General features: G+C 55.2%; 18 protein-coding genes. 4 read left to right on the forward strand and 14 right to left on the reverse strand.

Annotation, left to right across the window (positions count from 1 at the left end; all coding sequences use genetic code 11):
- Nucleotides 1-98: 98 nt before the first annotated feature.
- From SH467x_RS19250 to pilM, 3 genes are read right to left on the reverse strand one after another with little or no spacing between them, the layout of a single operon-like run.
- Nucleotides 99-2,588 (reverse strand): hypothetical protein, encoded by a 2,490-nt coding sequence (locus SH467x_RS19250; protein WP_482368715.1) that lies wholly within the window; start codon nt 2,586-2,588, stop codon nt 99-101.
- Nucleotides 2,589-2,620: 32 nt separating this feature from the next.
- The gene (locus SH467x_RS19255; protein ID WP_482368716.1) at nt 2,621-4,759 is read right to left on the reverse strand and encodes a hypothetical protein; all 2,139 of its coding nucleotides are present in this window, start codon (nt 4,757-4,759) and stop codon (nt 2,621-2,623) included.
- 49 nt (nt 4,760-4,808) lie between these two features.
- Nucleotides 4,809-7,181: a type IV pilus assembly protein PilM gene (gene pilM / locus SH467x_RS19260; protein WP_482368717.1), complete on the reverse strand. Its 2,373-nt coding sequence runs from the start codon at nt 7,179-7,181 to the stop codon at nt 4,809-4,811.
- Between the two features lie 396 nt (nt 7,182-7,577).
- On the opposite strand from pilM, the gene SH467x_RS19265 reads away from it, so the two are divergent.
- The gene (locus SH467x_RS19265; protein WP_482368718.1) at nt 7,578-9,605 is read left to right on the forward strand and encodes a tetratricopeptide repeat protein; all 2,028 of its coding nucleotides are present in this window, start codon (nt 7,578-7,580) and stop codon (nt 9,603-9,605) included.
- A 4-nt stretch (nt 9,606-9,609) separates the two neighbouring features.
- Complete coding sequence (locus tag SH467x_RS19270; RefSeq protein WP_482368719.1) at nt 9,610-10,311, forward strand: BMC domain-containing protein; 702 nt, start codon at nt 9,610-9,612, stop codon at nt 10,309-10,311.
- Nucleotides 10,312-10,781: 470 nt separating this feature from the next.
- Here the strand turns inward: SH467x_RS19270 and SH467x_RS19275 are convergent, their stop codons facing one another.
- The 4 genes from SH467x_RS19275 to nhaR all read right to left on the reverse strand — a co-directional run bounded on the left by SH467x_RS19275 (nt 10,782) and on the right by nhaR (nt 15,112).
- A complete protein-coding gene (locus SH467x_RS19275; protein ID WP_482368720.1) occupies nt 10,782-12,203 on the reverse strand; it encodes an APC family permease in 1,422 nt (473 codons plus the stop codon).
- A 6-nt stretch (nt 12,204-12,209) separates the two neighbouring features.
- Nucleotides 12,210-13,106 (reverse strand): tetratricopeptide repeat protein, encoded by an 897-nt coding sequence (locus SH467x_RS19280; protein ID WP_482368721.1) that lies wholly within the window; start codon nt 13,104-13,106, stop codon nt 12,210-12,212.
- A 16-nt stretch (nt 13,107-13,122) separates the two neighbouring features.
- Nucleotides 13,123-14,160 (reverse strand): 3-keto-disaccharide hydrolase, encoded by a 1,038-nt coding sequence (locus SH467x_RS19285; RefSeq protein WP_482368722.1) that lies wholly within the window; start codon nt 14,158-14,160, stop codon nt 13,123-13,125.
- A gap of 79 nt (nt 14,161-14,239) precedes the next feature.
- Nucleotides 14,240-15,112: a transcriptional activator NhaR gene (gene nhaR, locus SH467x_RS19290; RefSeq protein WP_482368723.1), complete on the reverse strand. Its 873-nt coding sequence runs from the start codon at nt 15,110-15,112 to the stop codon at nt 14,240-14,242.
- A gap of 176 nt (nt 15,113-15,288) precedes the next feature.
- Here nhaR and SH467x_RS19295 point away from each other — a divergent pair, with 176 nt between their 5' ends.
- The gene (locus SH467x_RS19295) at nt 15,289-15,603 is read left to right on the forward strand and encodes an HPF/RaiA family ribosome-associated protein (RefSeq protein ID WP_146679507.1); all 315 of its coding nucleotides are present in this window, start codon (nt 15,289-15,291) and stop codon (nt 15,601-15,603) included.
- 175 nt (nt 15,604-15,778) lie between these two features.
- Here SH467x_RS19295 and SH467x_RS19300 read toward each other — a convergent pair whose 3' ends face one another.
- From SH467x_RS19300 to SH467x_RS19330, 7 genes are all read right to left on the reverse strand, one after another.
- The gene (locus SH467x_RS19300) at nt 15,779-16,591 is read right to left on the reverse strand and encodes an SDR family NAD(P)-dependent oxidoreductase (protein WP_482368724.1); all 813 of its coding nucleotides are present in this window, start codon (nt 16,589-16,591) and stop codon (nt 15,779-15,781) included.
- Nucleotides 16,592-16,607: 16 nt separating this feature from the next.
- Complete coding sequence (hflX, locus tag SH467x_RS19305) at nt 16,608-17,999, reverse strand: GTPase HflX (RefSeq protein ID WP_482368725.1); 1,392 nt, start codon at nt 17,997-17,999, stop codon at nt 16,608-16,610.
- A 295-nt stretch (nt 18,000-18,294) separates the two neighbouring features.
- Nucleotides 18,295-18,981, reverse strand: a complete 687-nt coding sequence (locus SH467x_RS19310) for a class I SAM-dependent methyltransferase (protein WP_482368726.1) — start codon at nt 18,979-18,981, stop codon at nt 18,295-18,297.
- A gap of 96 nt (nt 18,982-19,077) precedes the next feature.
- On the reverse strand, nt 19,078-19,899 hold the full coding sequence (locus SH467x_RS19315) for an SDR family NAD(P)-dependent oxidoreductase (protein WP_482368727.1): 822 nt from the start codon (nt 19,897-19,899) through the stop codon (nt 19,078-19,080).
- Nucleotides 19,900-19,910: 11 nt separating this feature from the next.
- On the reverse strand, nt 19,911-21,254 hold the full coding sequence (locus SH467x_RS19320; RefSeq protein ID WP_482368728.1) for an ABC transporter ATP-binding protein: 1,344 nt from the start codon (nt 21,252-21,254) through the stop codon (nt 19,911-19,913).
- Between the two features lie 2 nt (nt 21,255-21,256).
- On the reverse strand, nt 21,257-22,114 hold the full coding sequence (locus SH467x_RS19325) for an ABC transporter permease (RefSeq protein WP_482368729.1): 858 nt from the start codon (nt 22,112-22,114) through the stop codon (nt 21,257-21,259).
- Nucleotides 22,115-22,120: 6 nt separating this feature from the next.
- Nucleotides 22,121-23,017 carry a carbon-nitrogen hydrolase family protein gene (locus SH467x_RS19330; protein ID WP_482368730.1) on the reverse strand — a complete coding sequence of 299 codons (897 nt, stop codon included), beginning with the start codon at nt 23,015-23,017 and terminating at the stop codon, nt 22,121-22,123.
- A 268-nt stretch (nt 23,018-23,285) separates the two neighbouring features.
- Here SH467x_RS19330 and SH467x_RS19335 point away from each other — a divergent pair, with 268 nt between their 5' ends.
- Nucleotides 23,286-24,161, forward strand: coding sequence for a tetratricopeptide repeat protein (locus SH467x_RS19335; RefSeq protein ID WP_482368731.1), 876 nt, complete (start codon nt 23,286-23,288; stop codon nt 24,159-24,161).
- Nucleotides 24,162-24,166 lie beyond the last annotated feature (5 nt).

Genomic DNA, 24,166 nt, shown 5'->3' on the forward strand with positions numbered 1-24,166 from the left:
GCGGAATGCGAGAACTGAAACAAAAAAGGCCAACCCTGGGTTGGCCTTTCTTGCTGATACTCACTGCGGTTCAGGCCGCAAAGGGTTCTGCGCCCGGATCAATAGCCAGCGCCTCCGCCCATCCCAGGGCCACCCATGCCGGGCCCACCCATACCTGGACCTCCTGGACCGCCCGAACCGCCTGGGCCACTTCCTTCGCTTCCGTAGCCAGACCCCATTCCCGCGGCGCCACCCATTCCGCCACCCAGTGGGCCGATGGCTGGTTCGTCCGGTTTCACGGCGCCGTTGTAATCGGTGAAATCCTCAAATTCACGCCCCACCACAATCTGACCTGTCTTGGCGTCAAAGCAAATCACTTCACCCCCAACGAGCAACTCGTCTCTAGAGCTGGATGCTCGGAGCGGAGTCCCGCCCCCCACATCGAGAACCGTTACCAACACGTTCGGTAGCACGATGTTGAACTTCGGTCCGACTTCATCGCGAATCCTCTTGGGAATCTTCAGAACCTTGGTAATCGGGTGCACGAATTCGTAGCCATCTTTATTTGGCTTGTGTGTCCCTGCGATGATCTGACCACGCGATACAGGCTGAGAATCCTTGATCGAAAAATTGATCATTCCCACATTGTTGATCGTGACCAATTCCGTTTTCGTGGGTCGACTTTCGACTTGCTCGCCCGTTTCCAAACGAATCAACGAAGGCTTTTCAACCTCTCCGGCATAGACCGGCGTTGGGGCCGCGGCCAAGATCGGATCGGAAGGAGCCGACCAAGGTGATAGTCGTTCGCTTTTTCGTTTGTTGCCCATCGTCTTATCAGGGACGATTTTCATCTTTAGATCTTGAACGCGGGACATCGCTTCCGCTTTCAGATTCATTGTCTTGGGCGCATGGATCTCGAATTCAGGGAAATTCGGGTCGTACATCGTCAATCGTACGCGATAACGATACGACTTGCCGACTTCCGCAGTGGGGTCAAAGAATCGGACCAATTTGTATTTGGTGCTTGGCAATTTAGGGGGTAGTTGCATACCGAACCCGGCCGTACCACCCATGCCCATGCCCCCGGAACCACCACCATACGAACCACCCAATCCTCCGTCGGAACCATAACCGGAACCGGAGCCCTCGGCCCCATATCCGCTAGCGCCGTATCCGCTACCAGAACCTTCAGCTCCGTATCCACTGCCTCCATATCCACTACCGCCGTACCCGCTGCCACCCATTTCGGATCCGTAACCGGATCCGCTTCCCATTTCGCTTCCGCCCATTCCATAGCCCGACCCGCCGGCCATTTCGCCGCCGTATCCGGAACCACTTCCGTATCCACCCATCTCCGAGCCATAGCCACCAGCACCATAGCCACCAGCACCATAGCCGCCCATCCCGAAGCTACCCGTTTGGCCGGGAGCTCCGTCATCGTCTCGAACCAATTCTCCGATGTCGGAGGGAATATCGGGGTGACTGCACATCGGGCGATAGTCCATAAGAAGCACCGGTGGAATCGGCATCGTGATGTTGGCGTTGGTCCAATAAGAATTGTTTACCTCTTTGCAGAGCCCAAAAAATTCTTTCGCCTTTTCCTTGTACGCCTCGGAACCGGCGGCATCGACGGTTTTCCAGGCGTCTTCAGGGATGTCTGTTGCATCCGAAGTGACTTCGACACGCTGCACTTCAAACCCTTGATAGTAGGGGGTATCGCGACGCTCGATATATTCCGGCACATCCGCGAACTCCTTCGAGTAGTTCTTTTCCAGTTCTTGGTGCTCGACAATCGCGGTCACGACAATCGCTTTGTATTCCGATACAGGAACCACTGCACGATTGGTTTTCGCTTCTTGTGGCGTTGGCGGGTTCAGGAACATCCCCGGTTTGAAGCCCCTGTCGTACCCCGGACTTAGCAATCGCTTCATCGGTAGATTTCCAGCGAGCCCCGTTCCGGTCCCAGATCCTCCGGATCCTGGATACCCGGAGCCAGCTCCCGAACCAGGGTACCCGGAGCCCGAGCCTTCTGCTCCGTAGCCGCTACCCGATCCTCCTTCCATACCCCCGTATCCACCTGGGCCCATGCCTTGATTTCCGCGCCCGCGGCGAGGTGGTTGTTTTTCCTCTGGCTTTTTGGCGTCTTGCAAGGTCTCAAATGGATCCGAAGGACGTCGCCCGGGGATAGGGGCTGAGAAAAACTGCCCCTGGAGCTTGATCGGGGCCTTCAGCTCGGGGTCGCCCCGCCGGGCCGCCTTTCCAGGTGGTTCTTTCCAAATACGACTTACGTAGTTCCCTGCCTGGACTTCCCCGCGTGTTTCACTGGCGATTCGTGCGTAGCTGACATTGTTGACCCTCTCCGGCTCCGCCTCTTGGATCTGCTCCCAGTGGTCCTGTGAAATGGCGCTGGCCAAGGTCGACTCGGCCTTCTTTTTCAAATCTTCCGGCGACTTCGAAGCGGAAAACTTTTGCCCCGAAAATCCTAGGAAAACCAATGTCAGCGAGAGTATTGCGATCAACGCGAACACTATTTTCTCCGCGTGGAAGAGGAGAAACTCCTTGGCACTGAAGCCTTTGCCGGCATTCGAACTTTTCTTTTTCTTCGCCACGATTGAACTCCGATTCTAAGCTTCAAAAGATTCTAGTTGGGTTGTGAGGGCTGGCTGGCTCCTGCGCCAGTCCCTGGATCCGTCGAATTGGCTGTCCCTGGGGCGGCCGCTGGGTCCACCGGGGGATTCGTTGGTGGGGCGCCCGGATCCGAACCAGGTGCTCCGTTGTTTGCAGGTGCTCCCGCCGCAGGGGGCTCCGTTGGTTGGCCTGCCCCTGGATCAGCCGGAGGTGTCGTCGGATCGGCACTACCAGTAGCTGGCGGTGCGTTCGCAGGATCCGATCCCGCTGGAGTTTCTTGAGGGACCGATGCGGGCTGGGCACCGGAATCCGCCGACGCTGCCGCACCACCGTTGTTGGTTGGGTCCGCATTGGTGGCTGCGGTACTATCCGCTTCGCCTCCCTCGGTGACATCCAATTTTTCAACACCCAGCAAACTCATGTTGCAGGGGTTGTAGAAGTAGATCAATCCAAATATTTCCACGGGGATTTCGGTAACCTCCGGCTTGAGTCCCGGTAAATTTCCCATTTGTCCCGCACCATACCCACCTGCACCATAGCCGCCGGAACCGCTTCCGCCGTAGCCATCTGCACCGTATCCGGAGCCACTACCTTCGCTGCCGTAGCCACTGCCACCCTCCATGCCCATCCCTCCCTCGGATCCCATTCCGAGGCCGCCAAGGCTACCGCCGGGACCACCTGCACCGTAACCACCCGAACCGTAGCCACCGCCGCCACCACCCGATTCAGGGGCGGCGGCCGTGTTGAGGCGAACTTGATAGACCTCCAGCATGAAGGGAGCATTGCCGCACTCGCTGATCAAACGATGGACCTTGCTCGCCTCCATCTTGACTCGCAATCGAATGGGAATCCGTTTCGCGACCGAGTCGACCGCGTTGTCTGGGCTGACGTTCTCACGGACTGAAGTTCGGACATCCATCCCTTTTCGGGGTTGGAAGAATGTTTCCGTTGCGAAGCTGATATAGCGATTGTCGGCAGGATCGATCGCCGCGCGACCTGTAGACATGCCGGGCATTCCTGGTTCGCCGCCAGCCTCCATTTCGGATCCGTATCCGCCCATTTCACCGGATCCGGAATCACCCGAACCGAATCCGCTTCCGCTATCGAGGCCGGATTCTCCTTCCATTCCATAGCCACCGCCGGGACCTCCCATTCCCATTCCGGTGCTACTGCCCATGATCGTTCCTGCATCGCGGCTGGCGTGCCTTCCGAAACGAACAAACTCAATCTCCTTTACCACAGCTTGGAAGTTTTCTCGAGCTTCACCGTTAGTCTTCTTGATGATCTCCATGATATTGGTGAGCAGCCAAATATCTTCCTGGGTGTAGTAGATGTCCAAGATAGATGGAGTCGCATTGGGGCTGTACCAGGGGACCATCTGATTCAGTAGGGTCTGTTGCGAGGCCGCGCTCCAGCGGACCACATCGGTCGAGCCAGGACCGGCTAATGGAGTTCCATAACCTCCCTCTCCGCCATATCCGCCTTCCCCGCCGAGACCGCCAAGTCCTCCGACACCACCCGGTCCGCCAGCCCCTTCGGAGCCGTAGCCACCAGCGCCAGGATAGCCGCCGGAGCCTTCCATTCCATATCCACCCGAGCCGAAACCACTCCCTCCACTTGGAGGGGTAATGGATTCCATCTTCGCCTTCCATTCGGTCCCGATGATCTTGGTCACATTTTGAAACGTGGGGCCGATGTAATCGCGATAGATGCGGCGGTCGGATTCGGTGACGCGGGCAGCGTCGCCAACAAGCGTCTCAATTGGGAAATCGATAAACTTTTCAACCGGTCGGAAGCCTCGGAAGATGTTAGCAATCTCTTTGCTTTTGAACGCCTCGTCGGGCCATTTCATCAAATCCAGTTGCAGCGAGTACTGCATATCCCACGCCTGCTCGACGTCCTTCTCCATCACTTGGAGGATCTCTTCCATACGACGGTGGGACTCCGCGTTGGGGTGTGTCGCGACTTTCCCGCTTACATTCTGGACCTCCGAGTATTTCGCGTCGATGGCGCTGACTCGAGACGAGATCTCCTTCGAAATGCTCATCGCTGTCATGGTAAAGGCCACGGCAGCTAACACGAGAATCAGCCCAGAAAGAATCCAGAACTGATGTTTGAGGACCGGAGCAAGTTGCTTTTTCAATTTATCCATGGCATGGTCGCCTTTTGATTTGTTTCAGATTCTCAAGTGCTAGTTTAAATCAAGGAGTGGTCGATGCGTCGGCCGATGCATCAACGCTTCCCTCGCCATCAACACCTTCTTCGGTGGATTCGGTAATCACTCCACCCGCTAGACTTCCCCCTTCGGGCTCGAAACGGGGTTTCCATGCAAATTGCAGAACAAACTCAAACTTGGGTGCATCGAAAAAGGGTTGAACCTCGTTCCCTTTCTCATCCTTCAGTGGTTTGAAGGCGGCTGCACCCGTCATCCCTCCCCCTTCCGCGCCGTATCCGCCCATTCCCGAGCCACCCATACCGGGGCCCCCTAATCCGGAGCCACCCATGCCAGGCCCACCCATACCGGGCCCGCCCATTCCGGGACCTCCCATGCCTGGGCCACCAACGCCCGATCCAATACCCTCACCTCCGACGCCACCTGCCGCTCCGGCGGCAGCTGCGGCCTTTATGCGTTCCTCATTGAGCAGTCGGAAATACTCTGGGTTGGCAATCTGATGCTTTGCGTTGAGGGGCTGAGCAAGTCGTATGACGGGGAGTCGAATCCCCAGATCCTTTACTAATACATGCCCCTCCGGGATCGCCGGTTTACCTTCAGCAGGGGGAGAGATTCCTGTTTTGTCGACCATCGGTAACTCGATGGTTCCATTTTCGAGAAACTCGACCATGTAACGCAAAACGTGATCTTGCTTCTCTTCGCCGATGATGCCGTTGTAGTAATGGTAGCCTTTGATTTCGATAACCCAACCGGGGCCGGTCAAGGGGCTTGGGTCGGGAATCGCATCCGCTACTTTTTCGGGGGCAAACCACGCGCGTCTGGTTTTCACCCCATCGAGATACTTTGTCTTGAGATCCGGCGTGAACCATTTTTCCAAGTCGGCGAAGTACTTCTGCTCAATGCTGGTGACGTGGAAGTCCTTTCGCTTGTTGTAAGGCAATTCCACAGGCGTCTTGTCAAGTTCATCCGGATTCTTGAATAAGGAAGCCTCGACAACCTTGAGGAGCTCGAGCGTTTGCAGACGCCGGCTGGCCCCCGAACTCACTTCCTTACCCACCTCGCGGTAAAGCTTGGCTTTGCCGGTCAACGACGAGTCTTTGGAGAACTCCGAACTCGAAGTCTTTGACAGCGTCTCCACCTTGGACTCTGCATCTTTCCAACTCGAGACATCCACCACGCTCAACGCTTGCCCTTTGGTCGCATGATAGGTCACCATGGCTCCCAACAGGATCGAAAGGGCTCCGACTGTCCAAGGTTTCTTGTTGCGAATGACCCGTTCGAGCACGATGTCGCGAGGCAACAGGCTGGTCTTCATGGGCCCTCGCTTGAGCAACTGCAAGCAAAGCCCATAAACAACACCATATGCAGGCACGTTCTCTTTGAACGCCTGCGCACCGATGACTTCGTTTCCTTCAAGCTTCGGGAAACGATCAAGGGCTTGAACTTCCATCCCAAGATTCTTGTTCAGGAACTGCAACAAGCCAGGGAGCTTGGATGTGTTCCCCAAAAGGAGCATCGATTCGATCTCTCCCTTTTTATTCACCGTCTTGTAGAAGTTCAACGATCGTTGGATTTCCGTAACCATGTCATTGAAGACAGGCCGCATGGCTTGGAATACCAGCTTCGGGTCATCGGCTTGTAATGCGTTTCGCTTCAGATGTTCCGCTTTCGCGAAGGTCAGCTTGAGGTCCTTGGTTAGCTGACGCGTGAAATGGTTCCCGCCGATCGGAATATTTCGCTGCCATACGCGGAATCCGTTGGTCACGATCAAGTCGCTAGCATCGGTACCGATCGATAAGATCACGACCGATTTTTGCGGGGATTCCGGATCGAATGTCTCGCTGGATAGTCGCTCTGCGAAGCGATCGTGGGTCACCATGTTGTACAAACTCATGGGGGCGAGCTGAACCAGATCGATGTCGATGTTGCGGTCGCGATATGGCTTCAAGGCGCGGAACACCGCTTCCCGTTTCATCGCAAAAAGCCCGACTTCGCTTTCCAACGCGTAGCCATCTTCAATTTGAGCTCCTTCCATTTGTTGGAAGTCCCAAATGACGTCTTTCAAGTCGAAGGGGATCTGCTGCTTGGCTTCGTACTTGACAATGTCTCCGATCTTCTTCACTTCCACGGGCGGTGGCTTGAAGAACTTCGCAAGCCCGCTTTGGCCTGGAACGCTCACGGCGACCAAGGCACCTCGTAGATCGTTTCGGGAAGTGAACTGTTCGAGCGCGTCGGAGATCAACGCCTCCGGCTCCGCCTCGGGCTGGCTGAGGATTTTCGGATACTCGACAAAGTCGAAGGTGTCGGCGACAACCGTATCCCCCTCCAGATGGCATCGGAGCGCCTTCATGGAGCTCTGGCCAATCTCAAGGCCCCAAACATGTTGAATTTTCTTCGCCATCGTGCGAATCTCCTAAGCCAACTTGCAGAGCATCCGTCAGTCGAAACAGGGGGTGATCCCTTACGCTTGGAAGTGAAAGCGGAAAAGATCAACCACCGGAACTCAGGATTCCCGGCAAAAAGGGTAGACAAGTGTGTGCAGACGAGGGGGAAGGCGCATTCTGCCGCCATTCCCTGAACCATCTATCCTATCGAACCTATAGGGCATCTGTCAAAATTTTCTTGATCCCGCTACTAAAATAATGGTAAAACGAATCGGCCAATGGATAGGGTTATATCGGCTTACCCACCCTAAACGGACCTCGCGCCCAAGAGGCGTCGAGCAACGCACGCTGGCCAAACGCCTACGGCGATCCAATTCATCAACCCCAACTCGCCCCAAGGACAGGATTCCGAGATGAAATTCAAAGGTTTCGCGCTGGCTATCGCCGCTGGTCTCGTGCTGCCGTTGTCTTTCCCAAGACATTTGTATTCCACGGATCCCCTCGCACGGTCCTCCGACGGGGGAACGGATTCCTCCCAGATCGATGCGCGAATTCAGGACCTTATTCGTCTTCTCGCGGACCCGAGCTACTCGAAACGCCAAAACGCACGTGCCGAGTTGGAAAGAATTGGCGTTGTCGCGCTGGATCGACTCCATGCGGCCAGTTTTGATGCAGATCCTCAGATCGCGTCCTCCGCCCGATTCATTGTCCGCAGCAATCAGTTCAATTGGGCTTGGGAATACGACTCTCCCAAGGTTCGCGAAATCCTCAGCAATTTCGGGGCCGCCGAAGTTTACGAAAAATCGGTCTTCATCGACGAACTTGCTCGCCTAGAACGAGACGAAGGACTTGCAGCCCTATGCCGATTGGCTCGCTACGAAACGGTCGGGGCTCTTGCCAAAAAAGCGGCCATCCATGTTCTGAAGTCCAAGCCTCTGGTTGGCCAATCACCCATCGGCCGATCGCAAAAGATCTTGCGGTATATCGACGGAGGCACAAGCGACTCCAGTCATTGGATCCAAACATTCCACAGTGCAATCGCGGGTGAGAAGAGTGCAGTCACGAGCGATCAAGATTTCGATGTCGATTGGTGGGTTCGCCAAATCGATAACGAAAGGGCGCTAATTGGGAAAAACACGCAGGAGACCAGCATCGAAGTCGCGGTGGAACTCATCAAGTGGGTCACACAACAGCTGAGCGCAAAACCGAGCACGCGCGCACAAGCTCTCTCCATCGCCGGAAAACTCTTGGAACCGACCTTGAACCAATCGTTGCACCGACAAGCTCAGCTTGGTCAGCAGTCCGCTGCTGCGAATGGTTTCGCCCAGTGGGCTCTGCAATTGCAATTGCCCGAATTGGTCCACAAGCAACACCAGCTGCTGCCGATTCGAATCCTCGCCCGCGAACCGATCTTCACTTACTACCTGGCCGAAAGCTACTTGCAACTTGGCGACAACGAGAAAGCAGAACGGATTGCGCTCGCCGCTTGGAATGGCAAGCAATTGGAGCGCAGCCCTCTGGATTGGAAGGGGGATCCAATCGATGTTTCGGGCGGCGACAAAGATCAAGCTGCCAATCCGGGCTTGGACGCCGTTTTCGCCTACCGGAACCGTTCGGCGAAAGAGAATAGCTATGTCCTTGGCAAGACTTTGGCCGATCGAGGCCGTTTCGAGTGGGCAGAGCGGGAACTGAAGCAAGCCGCAGGGGAGGATCTAACTCTGGACTCTTCCCTCATGGCATTGTTCAAGTTGGCTGAGATTCAACAGTCCCTCGGAAAACATAACGAAGCGAAACTCACTCTCGAGCCGTTCGTTCTTCGATTGGAAAAGGAGCCGATGTTTCGACGACAGATGGTGGAGCAATCCCAACTCCTTACCTTCATCGTCACGAGCTACCACCAGTACGCCGGCGATGCCGCTCGTATGGAGAACAACATTGGGGAAGCAGCGCGCCAATACATACTCTCACTCGATGCCTCCGAGGAAAATGTCGATGCACTGATCGGACTTTACAAGCTGGAGACAGGACCAGAACTGCAAGCCAAACGTCGCGAGCGCTTGCGATCTATCGTTACTCGCATGAAGGATGGAATTCGCAAGTACGATCAATTTCTCAGGGATGGCGCTGGAAACGATTACTTCCAAACGTTTTCGCTCCAATTGGCCAATGAACTCAACTCGCTCGCTTGGTTGATCGCAAACACCGAAGGGGATTTTGGCGAGGCAATCCTCATGAGCCGGAGGGCTTGCTCGTTAAATCCGGAGCATGCGGAGTATTTGGATACTTTGGCGCATTGCTACTTCGCAGCTGGGAAGTGGAAGGATGCTGTGGAACAGCAACAAAAGGCGTTGTCCTTAAAACCAAACCACCCTGATTTTCAACGCGCACTCTCGAGATTCCAAGCTAAACTATCGGAAGCTGAATCGACCCCTTCGAAGTAGTCTCGTGAAACAACCACCTTCCACGCTTGCGCCGATAGCCGATCTTCCATCTGGTCATGACCGCCTTCCCAGCCTCGGTATTCTCGAATGCTTAGGATGGACCGCATCCCTCGTTGCACTCGACGCTATGGCGAAAGGGACGAACATTCGAGTCGTCCAGGCAGAGTGGAACGACATGCTCGGTTCGGTCATCAAGATCGCCGGCTCCGTCGATGAAGTGGAAATGGCATTGGCTATCGGCAGGGCCAAGGCAGCCTCTTTCTTCCCAGACGCCCCTAACGGAAACACCATCGTCCGACAGATCAGCAGCCCTGATCAAGACGCATTGAGAGCCATTCTTAGCCCAGACGAATACAACGCTCTTATCGAACAACCTGTCGTGAAACAACCCGCTTACCCTTACTCAACCTCCGAATCCTCTACCATGTCGTCACCAACTTCTCTCGCGCTTGGATTCATCGAGACCCAAGGATTCACGGCGGTTTTCGAAGCGATCGATACCGCATGCAAATCCGCTGCCGTCGAAGTCGTCGGGAAAGAAAAACTCGGCGGAGGATACGTTACAGTCGTCATCCGAGGTGACGTCGCCGCCGTCAACGCAGCCATCGAAGCTGCTAAACCAAAAGTAGAAGGCCTGGGAAAACTGATTGCTTGCCATGTCATCGCAAGACCCTCCCAAGCAGCCTTGGGGTTGCTTCCTAAATAGACGGAGAGTACCCGCTCTGGTACTCTGGCCTGCTCCCCAACGCGTTGTCTGAATGCTCGCCTCCTATTGCGTGCGGTTCTCTTCTTCGCGCCGTGGCGCCGTAGCGAGAAATTCTTCACTGGCTTGGATCCGAAGAGAGTGGCGCGCCACGGCGCCAAGCTCGCAAGGGATTGAGTTGGGAATCTCTTGCTGTCGGTTCCCTTCTTTGCGCCGTGGCGCCGTAGCGAGAAATTCTTCACTGGCCTGGATCCGAAGAGAGTGGCGCGCCACGGCGCCAAGCTCGCAAGGGACTGAGTTGAGAATCTGAGGAGGAGCGTCGGGGATCGAGATTCTGGCCTGATCTAATTCGACTCAGAGCCTGACTTTTGCCTCCCTCTCCCTTGTTCTTCCCTCCGCGTTCTCCGCGGTTAACTCTTCTTAGGGAGATTGGTGATGCTGACCAACCGAAGTTGGCGCAAGTCTACATAGTGCTAGGTTCTCGGGAACGTCTTCGCCCGGTAGAGCTTGGCCAAGATATACAGCAGAATGCCGGCTCCAAATGTAATCGCGCTCGCGAAAAACTCCCACGGAACCAACCAATATCCCGCGGATATCAACGCCAGTGCCCCAAGAACGTACAGGGAGCTACAAACCATTTCGATCTTGCTCAGCGCTGGAAGGGACGACCGCTCCCTCTGCGCGGCGATTATCAAACTCGCAATCGCGAGCGCCCCGCAAACGGTGAGGGTAAGTCCGAGATAGGTCGCGACTCCCCGAATGGTAGTCGACCAAACAAACAGCAAGGTGATGGAGGCTTGCAGCGCCAATGCGACATGCGTCGCCTCAGGGCTTTCTCTCCATCGCTTGGAACCGACTCGGTAGTCGCGAGCAAGTTGCAAGAGCACTTGCGGCCCCGTTATGGTCATCGCGAGGACACTCGTCGCAGTCGATAGGATAATTACCCAATTCATAATCTGCTCCAATAGAGTCCCTCCGATTTGCCGAGCCACGGTCCCCACAAATGCTTCCCCTGCCTCCACGATCTGGTGCGCCGGAACGGAGTAAAGGAAAATGGTGTTCAGGACCAAATAGAGCGCCGTTACGATCAAACAAGCCCAGATCATCGAGCGACCGATGACAGGGTGGGTTGCCATCTGCGCTGGCGACTCTTCGGACGCCTCGACTTCTCCCTTTGGCTGAGCAAAGCTTCCAGCAAGATAAATACTGGCGTTGAATCCCGTATAGCAAAGGGTCGTAAAATAGAGGGAAGCTAGAATACCCCACAGCAATTGGATCGCCGAACTTTCCGATGCACCGGTGCCTAGGACCCCGGACTCACCATGTGCGAACAAGTGAGAAATTCCCCAGACGATAAAGATCAAGACCCCCAAGAGCTTGATCGCCACAACGACGTTGTTCGCCGTAGCATTCCAACCCATTCGGACGGCATGTAAACCCGTGGCCAACAAGATCGCAGCGGTCGCTGCGCATAGCTCTAGGGTGGTTCGATCCGAACTCAGGAACGAAAACTGGGAAAGATCGATCGACTTGAGCAAATAGACACCGAGCAGCTTACCGCTCAGCGCAATGGGAGCTGCGAAACCAGCGACGACGGAAATCCAAGCGGCTAAGAATCCAATAGCAGGATGGACCCAACGGGATAGCATGGCATACTCGCCACCCGATACAGGGAGCCTTCGTGCTGCAGCGGCATAGGCGACCGCTCCGCACATCGCATGAATTCCCGCGATCAACCAGACCAGCAGAACAAACTTGGCATCTTTTAAATCTGCCAAGGAGTAGCCGCTCGACACATAGACCCCTGTGCCGATCATGTTGCCGATAACCAAGCAGAGAAGCGACACCAATCCGATAGAAGGTCGCGCCTGCGCCTCCCCTAACTTTGAATCCATTTCGAGTTACTCTCGAGTTGTTGCCGATGACGGAGTAGGCTGTGGTGGCAGGGGTAAAAGAGGACGAAGCGTGTCGATTTTCTTTTCGATCGCAGCCGCCTCTTTTGGGGCACGTTTTGCAAGTTCCGAAAGGTAATAGATCGCAGAGTCGATCAAACCAACCTCTTCGGCAAGCTTTGAGGCCAACTCGAGTGCTGTCAACGCGACCTTCGGATCGGGAGGGGGGGAACGGAAAAGAGCTGCTCGCCGAAATTGCGAAAGTGCGTCCAGAGGCTTTCCAAGCGACTGATAGCTCATGGCCATCTGCAGCGAAGCGCGTGCACGTAAGGGGAGCTCACGCGACGCCGTTTGCAGTACCTCGATCGCCTCCTCGAATCGTTTGCTTTGCCGTAACGCGATGCCGAGAGTGATTAGGATTTCCGTTTGGTCAGGGTGGCGCGCGAAACGATCTTGGCAAACACGGATTCTCTCGTTGAGCAAGTTGACTTCGGCCTGTTCCAAGTCGTAACGAGCTTTGTCGCTGGGCGATTGCGCAGCCTCTTTTTTGGCCGCATCCAACAATTGCGTCGCCAGCGTCAATTGCAGATCCTCGTGCATGCGAACAATCGGTTCATGCTCAGGACAGTTCTTAATACCAGCATCCAAGACTCGACGCGCGTCGGTCCATCGCTCTGTCTGCAAATAGATAGTTGCCAACTCTTCGTAAGGACCCGCGACGGCAGGCGCATGGCGGATCTCTTGTTCCAGTTGCTGGAACCGAACAAGCGGAATCACCGGGGGTTTACTCCCCGTGGCCGGGGCTTCTACTTTGACAAATAACGAGTCGGTGTCTGAGTACCGCGACAAGGTCTTACTGCCTATCGCGGCAGGGGTAGGTGTAGAGGTCGATTCGTGTGTGTCCATGAGTTGAGTATAGCCCTTAGTCTTTTGTGGGGACTACCCAGATATTTCTAAATGCAACCGGGTTCCCATGGTCTTGCAGGAAGAGGGGGCCAGGTCCAGGGGCTTCCGGAAGTTTCCCCGGAGTCCCACCTGTTAATTCCAGATCTTCATGGATGACCACTCCGTTGTGTTCAACCCGAATTCGCGCGTTCTTCGTTTTTTTGCCATTCTCATCATAGCGAGCCGCCGTGAAGAGGATGTCGTAAGTTTGCCAGCTCAGCGGCGGATAGCACATATTGATTGCCGGTTTGGCCATCCGATAAATACCGCCGCACTCGTTGTCCGCCCCTGCAAGAGCAAACGAATCCAGGACTTGGACCTCGTATCTTCCTTGGACATAGACGCCGCTATTTCCCCGAGCTTGCCCGGAATCGCTTGGTTGAAATGGTGTACGGAACTCGATATGCAGTCGATGGTCGCCAAACGTCTTTTCCGTCGTACCTCCAACACCAAGACCATATTCGGACCCTTTCGCGCCTCGAAAGCTATTCGCTTTTTCATCACGCCAAAGAACGATCCCTTCGGCGGGGGGCTCAGCACCCAAGGATTTGCTTTCGCGAATGATTCTGGTCAACGTTGCTGTTTTCTTTGACGTATCGGCGGCATCCACTTCTAAACGCAGCTTTCCGTTTTCAATCGCACAGACAACTCCATCGGTCTCTCCGGAAGCGCGTTTGTTTTTAGGATCCAGCTCCATCGCAATCGTCTTCTCAGGCTGGGAGGATTTTGCTCCGGCACCGGGGAGACCTCCCTTGAGAAGGTGAACATTTAATTTGGTTGCACCCACCGCGACCACTTGCGCACCCCAATTCCCACCCCAGGCATCCACGACGCCGAGATACTCACCTTGCAGTTCGAACAGCACTCCGGCTTGACCAGGCTCGACAAAAGTTTCGCCGCCCCATGCAAGTGTGGTGTTCACGAGCGGAATCGACATGACCCACACCAAAGCGCGCAGACACATTGCCATGGAGTATCGGGGGTTCCACTTGGACCACATGGAGAGATAGGTCATCGCAAAGGCTCTTCGGTAACGAAAAGTGAAGGGACTGGGCAGGTAGCAACTACCATGCAGTCTAGCAGAAATAGACGCCCTAGTGAGTGATCAAGAGAACGGCGGGGTGTTCGATTTTTCGCTCTACTGAAAGCGCATAATAGCGCTCGATAATGGGCGTTTCCCCAATCACGCGGACCCCGTATCGATCGCTTACCTCGGAGAGGATCATGGTCGGAATTCCAAAAATTCCCATGCCTGACTCCCCTGCAATTTTGAGCATGGCCGCGTCTTCAAACTCTCCCCGAATCGTCGGCTTGATCCCCATTTCCGTGAACCATTGATCCAGGTTCCTTCGCAGCACCGTGTCGGCGGTCGGAAGAATGAAAGGAGCTTGATGCAAGCTCTCTGGAAAGTTCTTGCGATACCGACTCGCCAGTTTGGGGGCCCCTACAAGCGTCACAGTCGATTCTTCCAATAAATGCGAGTAAACCCGGAACTTCAGACTCGGGTCCAGAGGCGTATCGGACAAGACAACATCGAGTCGGTGCACGGCTAATTCGCTTACCAACTTGTCGACCTCCCCTTCGCGACAAACCACACGGATAGGCTGGTCGCTCCCAAGCCCCTTTTCCAGAAACTTGTAGGCAAGCAATTTGGGCATCGCATCTTTGACACCCACTCTTAAAAGGAGTGGATTGCCGGCTGGCTGTCCTCGAACCGCTCCCTTCAGCTCTTCTCCTAAAGCAAAGATATCGCAGGCGTAACGATAGACCGTTTCACCCATGTCGGTCAGTGCAATTCCCCGTCCCGATTTTTTGAGAAGCTGGCAACCTGCCGACTTCTCCAACTCCCGAATCTGAATGCTGAGCGTGGCCGGAGTGACGTGCATCTTTTGAGCCGCTTTGGTCATCGAACCCTCGCGGGCGGCAGTCCAAAAGTAATAAAGGTGGTGGTAGTTGAGCCATTCCATGGTGTTAACTTTTATTAAACGGTCGATGTCGTTTTTTTAGTATAACTCACGATTGGGAATGCCGTAGTATTGGGTATGTGATCTTTGTTGGATTCCCGCTCCCCATTTGGAATGGGTACTCGGAGCGGTTTCTGACCTCATCAATGTTTCGAAAGAATGTGTCGAAAGGTTTTGCTATGGCAATCTCTGTGCATGCTCGCGGAATTCGAATGACGGAATCGCTGAAGAGTTGGGTTGAGACGAAGCTGGAAAGCGCTGTCTCTCGCCTTGGACATCGGGGGCAGAGTGTTCGGGTTCTTTTATTCGACGAAAACGGCCCCAATCGAGGTGGAGAGGACAAAGCGTGTCGCGTGGTGGTTCGGATGGCACGCAATGAAACATTGGTAGTCGAAGACAAAGATGTGCACATCCATGCGTTGGTCGACCGCGTTTGTGATCGGATCGCGCTGGCGATCGATCGGCGAGCAGAACGACGCAGGGCGCACAGGTAGTTGTGCGGAACGGTAGGGGCCTTCCTCCCTTGGGAGTACCCGTTCACTTCGTTCAGGTATCTCTGAGGTCGCATCCACCGCGGCGAGGAGTTCAATGCAGGAGCACTTCGGTGCAGCGGTTTGCCAGCACCCGCTTCTGCAGAAACGATGGTTCCTCGCTGCGGTGAGACATCGATCAGGCGTTTGATTTGGGAATGGCGAACCGCTGCAGAATCCAATCGGTTAGTCGCGGGAAAAACCTTCCCACCATGACGAGCATTCGCCCGCCCCAGCTGAGAATTCTCTCTCGTTTGGATTGGATCAGAACTTGAACGGCCGCTTTAGCGACTTGATCCGCCGACATGCTTCCGACGGAGGGAGATTTTTGTCCTGGTGTGGATTGAAGAAGGGAGTCGAAGAATTCGCTTTTGGTGGTGCTGGGGCTGAGCATGAGAACGTCGATCCTTTCGCCAGCAAGTTCCACTCGTAATGCTTCGCTCCACCCTCGCATCGCAAACTTCGCCGCGCAATACTCGCTTTTGAGAGGAACGGCCCGATGCGAAAGCACGGAACCTATGTTCAGGATCGCCGGTCGTTTTCTTGCCACTCGCGCCGCTCGCAACCACGGCAGGCATTCGCGTGTGAGTTCGGCAGGAGCAAAGAAATTGATCTCCATGATCCGTCGAAGCCGCTCTTCGCCCGCTTGATCAAATCGTCCTATGGCGCCGGCACCTGCGTTGTTGACGAGTATGTCGAGTTCTCGCCAATGTCTATCAATCCACTGACCGATCGCGTGTCGGTGATGTGGGTCGGCAAGATCACCGGCGAGCGTTTGAAGCGATCCCGGGCCCTGGCTGCACTCCCTTTGCAAGTCCTGCAGTCGATCTTCCCGTCTCGCGGTCGCGAGCACATGTGCCCCGCGTTGGACGAGCATTTTGCAGAGGGCTCGACCGATCCCGCTGGAGCTGCCGGTGACGAGCACCCTGGCATGGATCAGTGAACGTCGCAATGCGATCGAACTCCCATCAAGCTACTTCGCCGACGTTTTGGGTGCCGCCCGTTGGGGTCTCTTCCAAGGGAACTGGGACGTACGTTGCACGATCCGGGCCCTTTGATTCGCTCGCGACGGGCAACTGGCCAGCGATCACACGCAAGTCGACCCCTTGCGAAGCCAGTTTGCCTCCCGCACCGGCGGGCAATCGACAATGAATGATGGCGAAATCATCGTTGTATTGCTTCGATATGATTTCCGCATGTTGAGCCAGCCAAGCCATCGTCTTCCCATCATCGAGCGGAAGCTTCACTTCAAGCTCCGCAAAATGCTTGGTCAACGCGTCGCTCACGGCGATCGAGAATTGGGACAAACCGATCCCGCTTTTGGCGGAGATGAGAATGGCATTTGGATAACGAGACTTCACCAACTCGGCGCGTTCGCTCGCTCCTTCGCAATCGATTTTGTTCAACACGAGCAACGTGTCCTTCTCATCGATCCCGATTTCCTGCAGGACTTTGTAGACCGATGAGATTTGATGCAGCACGTTTGGGTTGCTGGCATCGGCGACATGCAAGAGAAGGTCCGCTTGACGGGTCTCTTCCAAGGTGGCGCGGAAGCTAGCGATCAAGCGGTGGGGCAAATCTCGAATGAATCCAACCGTGTCGCTCAGCAACACCGGCCCCCAGCCGGGCAGCATCCATCGACGAGTTCGTGTATCCAAGGTGGCAAAAAGTTTATCGACCGCTTCGACACCTGCGTCGGTCAAAGCATTCATCAACGTGCTTTTCCCAGCATTGGTGTACCCCGCCAATGAGACACTATACATGCCTCGACGCGAAGCCACCTCGCGTTCTTTGCGTCGTTCGACTTTGGCAAGCTCCAGTTTGAGATCGTGCACCCGTTTCTCTGCCAACCGTCGGTCGACTTCCAGCTGCTTTTCGCCGGGGCCGCGCATCCCGACACCCATCGTCTGACGCGACAAGTGCGTCCACATCCGCTTCAATCGCGGGAGGGAGTATTCCAATTGAGCAAGCTCCACCGCGAGACGCGCTTCGTGCGTCCTCGCATTGCTGGCGAAGATATCAAGGATCAATTCGGAACGATCCAAGACCTTCACATTCAAGGCCTTTTCCAGGTTCCGCGTCTGCGCGGGGTTGAGATCGTTGTCGAACAGCACGACATCTGCATCGTGCATCTCCAGCATCGCCTTGAGCTCCTGAACTTTTCCCTTGCCGAGATAAGTCGTCTGGTCCGGGTGGTCTTTTCGCTGAAGAACCGTCCCTACAACCGTTGTTCCGGCTGTCGTTGCCAATCCTCGAAGTTCATCAAAAGGATCATCGGACTCGAAATCATTTGGGAGGATAAGCCGCGCCAGCACACTCCTCTCGCTGGCCAAACTTTCAGACCGATCGTGCGTTTGCAAAGACTGAGATTCTCCGAAGTCGATGGATAGACGGAACAGGAACGTGAGCTGCCGAAACCCGACAACCCCTTGAGAAGTATACTCTACAAGGGCCTTGCTGGGTTCCCGCGGGGGAATTTAATCACCCTTCGACGACCGCGTTTTTAACCCCAAACGCTCCGTCGATCTGCAAAAATCCTAGCGCATTTCCGTGCCGGCCGTTGGGGCCGCCAAGTTGGCTCAACGAACAGACACTCCGGCGCGACGCGGGTTCGGGGGGCGTGTCAGAATCTGCCTATTGCGACCCACTGCGAACTCACTCCGACTTTTCAAAGACAAGGAAATAATTCTCCTTGAGCAGTTCGGAGTGATCGCCAACTTTCTTGAATCCACACGAGAGGATTTCTTTTTCAAAAACGTCTTGTCCCGCCCGCACGTGGCTCAAGGTCCATTCGCTACTCTCTCCTTCGATTCGGATAAAGTCGATGACGAAAAGCTTGGCACCCGGCTTCATCGCCTTGCGAATCGATGCCATCGTCTTGAGCGGAAACTCGAAATGGTGATAGGTATCACAGATGTAAACGGCGTCGACCGAGTTCTCCGGCAGTTTGGAGTCGTCGGTCGAACAAAGGATCCCGACAACGTTGTTGAGCTTTTTCTCTTTGCAGGTGGAGGCGATGTGATCCAGAAAGTTCTGTGCGATATCGACGGCAATGACGCTCCCTTTCTCACCGACTGCTTTCGCGAAAAGCTGTGTAAACAACCCCGTTCCCGCTCCCACGTCGGCAATGGTGGAACCGGGCGCAATCTTTAATGCGTTGACGATCTCGTTGCGTTTTGCATAGACTTCGCGACTCTCGACTTCGAAGCGTTCGACGAAATCGCCCACTTTCGGGTCTCGAAAACTGTCATTGATACCTGGCTTCACACTCTTGTCTTGAGCGACCGCGGAACCTGTGCAGACCGAGACCAGCAGCAAAACCCTCCAAGCGCATCGCATCATTCATTACCTTCCGACGTTTCTCGATGAAATCAAACGGGACCCAATCCAGCCGCGATTGTCGCATTGATACGGTAGCGAGGAAAGTACCAAGCAGACTTAATCGCGTTGGAGGCTGCGACGAAGAAGAGCCTCCGCCCATCGCGGTACAAACGCGAAGAGGCCAATCACAATTCTTGCCTTCCAAGGGATGATCAGTTCGCTTTCTCGGTGCGCCGCCGCTTTCAAAATGCGTTGACTGAGCCAAACGGGCTCAATGCGTCGCAGCTTGGCACCTCCCCCCGGCTTGCTCGCTCCCTTGTGTTGGATTCCCCGTTGAGCGAGCAAAGCATCGTATCGGTGATCGCTATCGTCTCTCGCAATCGGGCCAGGTGAAACCAAAAGGACGTGAACGCCGGTCTCTTTCAACTCCATCCGCCATTGCCTAGAAAGGGCAGTCCAAGCGAATTTGGTGACGCAATAACCGCCCATATTCGGCGTTCCGATCAATCCTGCCAACGAGCCAATGTTGACGATGCAGCCCCGGTTTCGAGTCACCGACGAAAGACAGCATCTCGTTACAGACCAACCCACCAGCACGTTGGTGTGGAATTGGTTTTGCAAATCCTCTCGCGTCAACTGGTCGAGTGTTCCGCGATCGGATACACCGATCGCATTGATCAAAAGATCTACTCCCGTTCGGTCCAGTCTTTCTCGAAAGCCACTTTGACGATCGATTTCGGCTGCATCGCATGCGAAGACATCGACCGATAACGCGCCTGCTTGAAGCAATCGGTCGCGCTGCGCACTCAAATGAGTTGCGTCCCGTCCGATGAGCACCAAGTGCGATTGCTGGCGCGCTAACTCGGTAGCTAAATGCAATCCTAACCCACGCGAGCCTCCGCTGATCACCGCTGTTTTTCCTGCCCAGAATCCCGACATCCGTCGATCCTCTATTCGTCTTTGGCAAGATTCGTTGCAACTAGATGCACCGGACCGAGCGCTTGTGAGTTCCAATCCAGCCTTGGGCGTATCATCGGGCCAGCCCAACTGCCCGCGTACTCTTTTCGCATTGCCCCCGTATCGTGGACCACGAACGAAAGAACGGAATCCAATTCAATTTCCGCATCGCCAGGCTTTTCGCCGAGGGTGATCGAGATGAAATAGCGACTGTCGTTCAAGAAATTTGACGGCAGGGTGCAGATCGATCGATAGATCCCTTTTGGCAATGGTTTACCAAACAGCGGATCAGGTCGTTGGCACATGCTGGGAGCGTTCGCTGTCCAAAGGATATTCGCGGACGATTCGTCCTTCAAGCGAAGCGAGATGGTTACGATTGCATCCGGATGAAGGACCTCAAACTCAACCGAAATACAGATCGGTCGATCGATGTCCACCTCGGAGGTAGCTTGCGTGACATCCGTCCCGCTCTGAATCGCAACCGATCGGAGCAAAAGTCTGGAAGACTGTGGCGCCTCGCTCCGTTCCCATCGCTTTTCACCGGATGTCCCAACCGAACTCTTCAAATACTCTTCGATCACGGAATCGGGACGGCCATCCATGACGAGTTTTCCGTCGCGAAGGTAGACGGCTCGGGTGCATAGGTTGGCAACGGAGGCCAGGTTGTGGGAGACGAGCAATACCGTGCGACCTTGTTCACCTAACTCTTTCGCTTTGAGCACGCACTTTTGTTGAAACGCATGGTCGCCCACCGCTAGGACTTCATCGACGATGAGAACGTCTGGCTCAAGATAAGCAGCGACGGAGAAAGCAAGGCGCACCGCCATGCCGCTGGAATACCGCTTTACCGGGGTATCTAAAAACTCGCCGATCTCGGAGAAGTCCACGATGGCGTCAAACCTCGCTTTGATGTCGCGCCGGGACATTCCGAGAATCGATCCATTCAGATAGACATTCTCGCGACCGGTCAGTTCCGGGTGGAAACCGGTGCCGACTTCGAGCAAACTGCCGATTCGCCCTCGCACTCCGACACGACCCGTGGTGGGGGTAATAATCCGAGCCAGCAATTTAAGCAGTGTACTTTTTCCTGCTCCATTGCGTCCGACGATGCCAAGAATTTCCCCTTGCCCTACCTCGAGGTCGAGTCCTTCCAGTGCCCAGAACCAACCGTCTCGAATCTGGCCTGTTCGCGTCGAGACGGTCGTGGTGGTTTGCGATGGTTTTGGGGACGCCCAACGCCGAATCGCGCTCGCGAGGGCCTCAGTGAGTCTGCCGTACTCGTTCGAAGCACCCAGCCGAAATCGTTTGCTCACACCATCGAGATGTACGGTCTGCATTGTCAAATCCGATCTGCCAGTTGTCGATCGGCGATTCGAAACCATGCCATCCCCGTGACGAACAAGACAGCCGTCAAAAGCATCGAAAGCAACAATCCTGGAAGGCTTGGTGGTTGGGTGCCCAGAATGGCCCATCGCAATGCGCTAATACAGGATGCGATCGGATTCGCTTCGTATGCGGTTTGCCAGAACGGCCCTAACGACGTCGAGACTCGCTCCAGATCATAGACCACTGGGGATAGAAACATACCGATCTGCAAAGCGAACGGCAGCGCGTAACCCACATCGCGATACAACGCATTGAGGGATGATAACCAAGCGATGCACCCAACACAAAACACGAGAAGCCACAGGACGATGGGGATGCATATCCAGAGCGTCGACCATTGAATCGAAGCTCCTGTGAAATAAAGAGTCGGTACCAACAGTGTGCAGCCGATGAAGAAATCGAAAGCGGCACACATCAAACCAGCCAATGGAAGTAGCAGGCGTGGGAAATAGATCTTGGTAACAACATGCCGGTAATTGACCAAAGAACCGGTCGCATCCCGAAGTGCATTGGACACAAGTTGCCAGCAAAGCATCCCGATGAGAACAATGTTGGGGTAGGCTGCGCTGGATCCCGATGCTTTGGTTCCCAGAACAAAGAAAAGCCCCATGAAAATAAATGCCCCTAACAGAGGCTGCAGGAGAACCCAAAGTATCCCAACGACCACCTGCCGATATCGGATGAGCAAATCGCGTTGAAAGAATCGGAAGAGCAGTTCGCGCCGCTGCCAAACCTCTCCGATCTGTTCAAGTCCGAGCGGGTCGCCTGGACCATAGTATCGGAGAGGGGGAGATGACTCCTCGTTTGCCATGTAAGGTCAGCCTTCGATATCGCGAACCAAGGAGTGGGGACGGGTGATGGCACCGTATGCCTCGGGGCGTCGATCCGCCCAGCGATCGATCACATGTTCGCGCGGCACCCGAACCAGCCGTTTGTTTCTCGCTTTCGACAAATCGATCTCGGCCGTAAGCACGCATTCGTCCTCGTGGGGAGCGTCCGCCATGGGGTTTCCATTGGGATCGCAAAATCGGGAATGGCCGATAAAACGAAAACCACGTTCGGTACCTACCCGATTGACGCTCACGAAGTACACGTTGTTCTCAAGCGCTCTCGCATTGGGCAAGTACTTGGCGAAGGTGTCCGCTCCTGGTGGCCAATTGGTCGGAAGGATGAGCAAATCCGCCCCTTCCAATGCCAAACACCGCGACGACTCCGGAAACGAACCGTCGTAGCAAATGTGGACTCCGACTTTCAAGCCACCTGCATCGAAGGCTCGATAGGGCTGCTCACCCATCGAGGTGAAACGGTCCACTCCGAGAAACGGCAAATGGATTTTGCGATAGCAGTCGACGATGCCATCGGGCCCCACCAGAGGACAGCTGTTGTAAAGCTTGCCATCCGCCCCTCGCTCCAGCATCCCAAAGGCAACAAATTTGCCGGTTTGTCGGCACCAATCGCGGATGGTATCGGTCGCGGGACCCGGAATGCTTTGCGCATGCGGCCATGCCTCGTCGTAACTGGCGAAACAGTAACCACTCAGCATGCACTCCGGAAAGACGATCAAATCGCTCGAGGCAACTTCGTCCTTCTGCAGCCATTCCAGCATTCTCGACAGATTGGCCTTCGTGTCCGCAAAGGTAACGTGCGTTTGTATGCCGCTCACCCGCCTCAAGTTGGCAGGCTCTCTCGCAATGGATGGGGTGGCTGACGACATGGGGGGATAGGCCTCGTTCAAGTCAATGAAAAGGAAGACGTCATACTATCCTCACCCGATAGACCATGAAAGCCCGAGTGGTTAGACCCCAAGCGTCGATCCCCGGTCGAACGAAGCGGATGTTCCTGACCGAGAAGCTACCTTGAGAAAACGGAACGAGACTCCTATACTCTCCCGCTTCCCTGCCCCAATTCGGCACCCCACCCCGCCGATACGGTCGAAGGACCGCTGGGGATTCCATTTTCGGTTCAGCGATTGAAAAGTAGCCATGAAGAGCGAACAGCAGAATATCCAAGAGTCCAATCTTCTCGCTGATCAAATCGAAAACTTTCTGATCAAAACCAAAAAGGTGCTGCCTCAGATCATCGCGGTGGTCGTTTTGGCACTGGTCGCTCTACTCGCCTACGGGGTTTACCAAAGCATCCGCAACGGGCAAAGCGCCGAAGGCTGGACCGCCTTGTACTTCAGCGACACCGATGCTTCCGATCTGGAGAGTATCGCCGATGACTTTGCTTCCACACCGGCTGGCCATTGGGCTCGTCAGGCCGCTGGGGATGCCCACCTTGCAAAGGCACTTGAAAGCGTCTTCACCAATCGGGATGTTGCGGACCAACACTACAAGAATGCGGTTGCAGAATATGAGAAGGTGATCGACAAGGGGAGCGATCCACTTCTTTTGGCTCGGACCCACTTTGGACTTGCGCAAGCCTACGAGGGGCTGGCGAACCGAGACGATGCGATCTCTCACTACCGAAAAATTTCCGGTTTGACCGGCGTCGACGACGCATTCCAAGCCGAAGCCACCAAACGAGCCGATTGGCTGGAATCCAAAGAGGGAGAGACATTCATCGCCTGGTTTAAGGAAAATCGTCAAGCGACCCCCGCAATCGCGCCTCCATCCGGCCAGCTTCCTGCGATTCCGAGCCAACCCACCTTGGATTTGCCACCCCTTCCAAACACCCCTGCAGCTACCGCCCCAACCAATCCCGAAACCCCGACCAGCGCAGAAACGCCCGCCACTTCGGAGGCTTCCAAGGGTACGGACGAGCAAAAGCCAGCGGAACCGACCACCCCGCCTGAGGGTGCCAAATCAGAAGAGCCTGCCTCCAGCGACGTCGATCCCCCGAAACCCGAAGCTCCCTAAGGCTG

Origin of the sequence: Brakhagea slesvicensis, assembly GCF_052161625.1 — a bacterium.
Lineage (GTDB): Bacteria > Planctomycetota > Planctomycetia > Pirellulales > Pirellulaceae > JBKCUI01.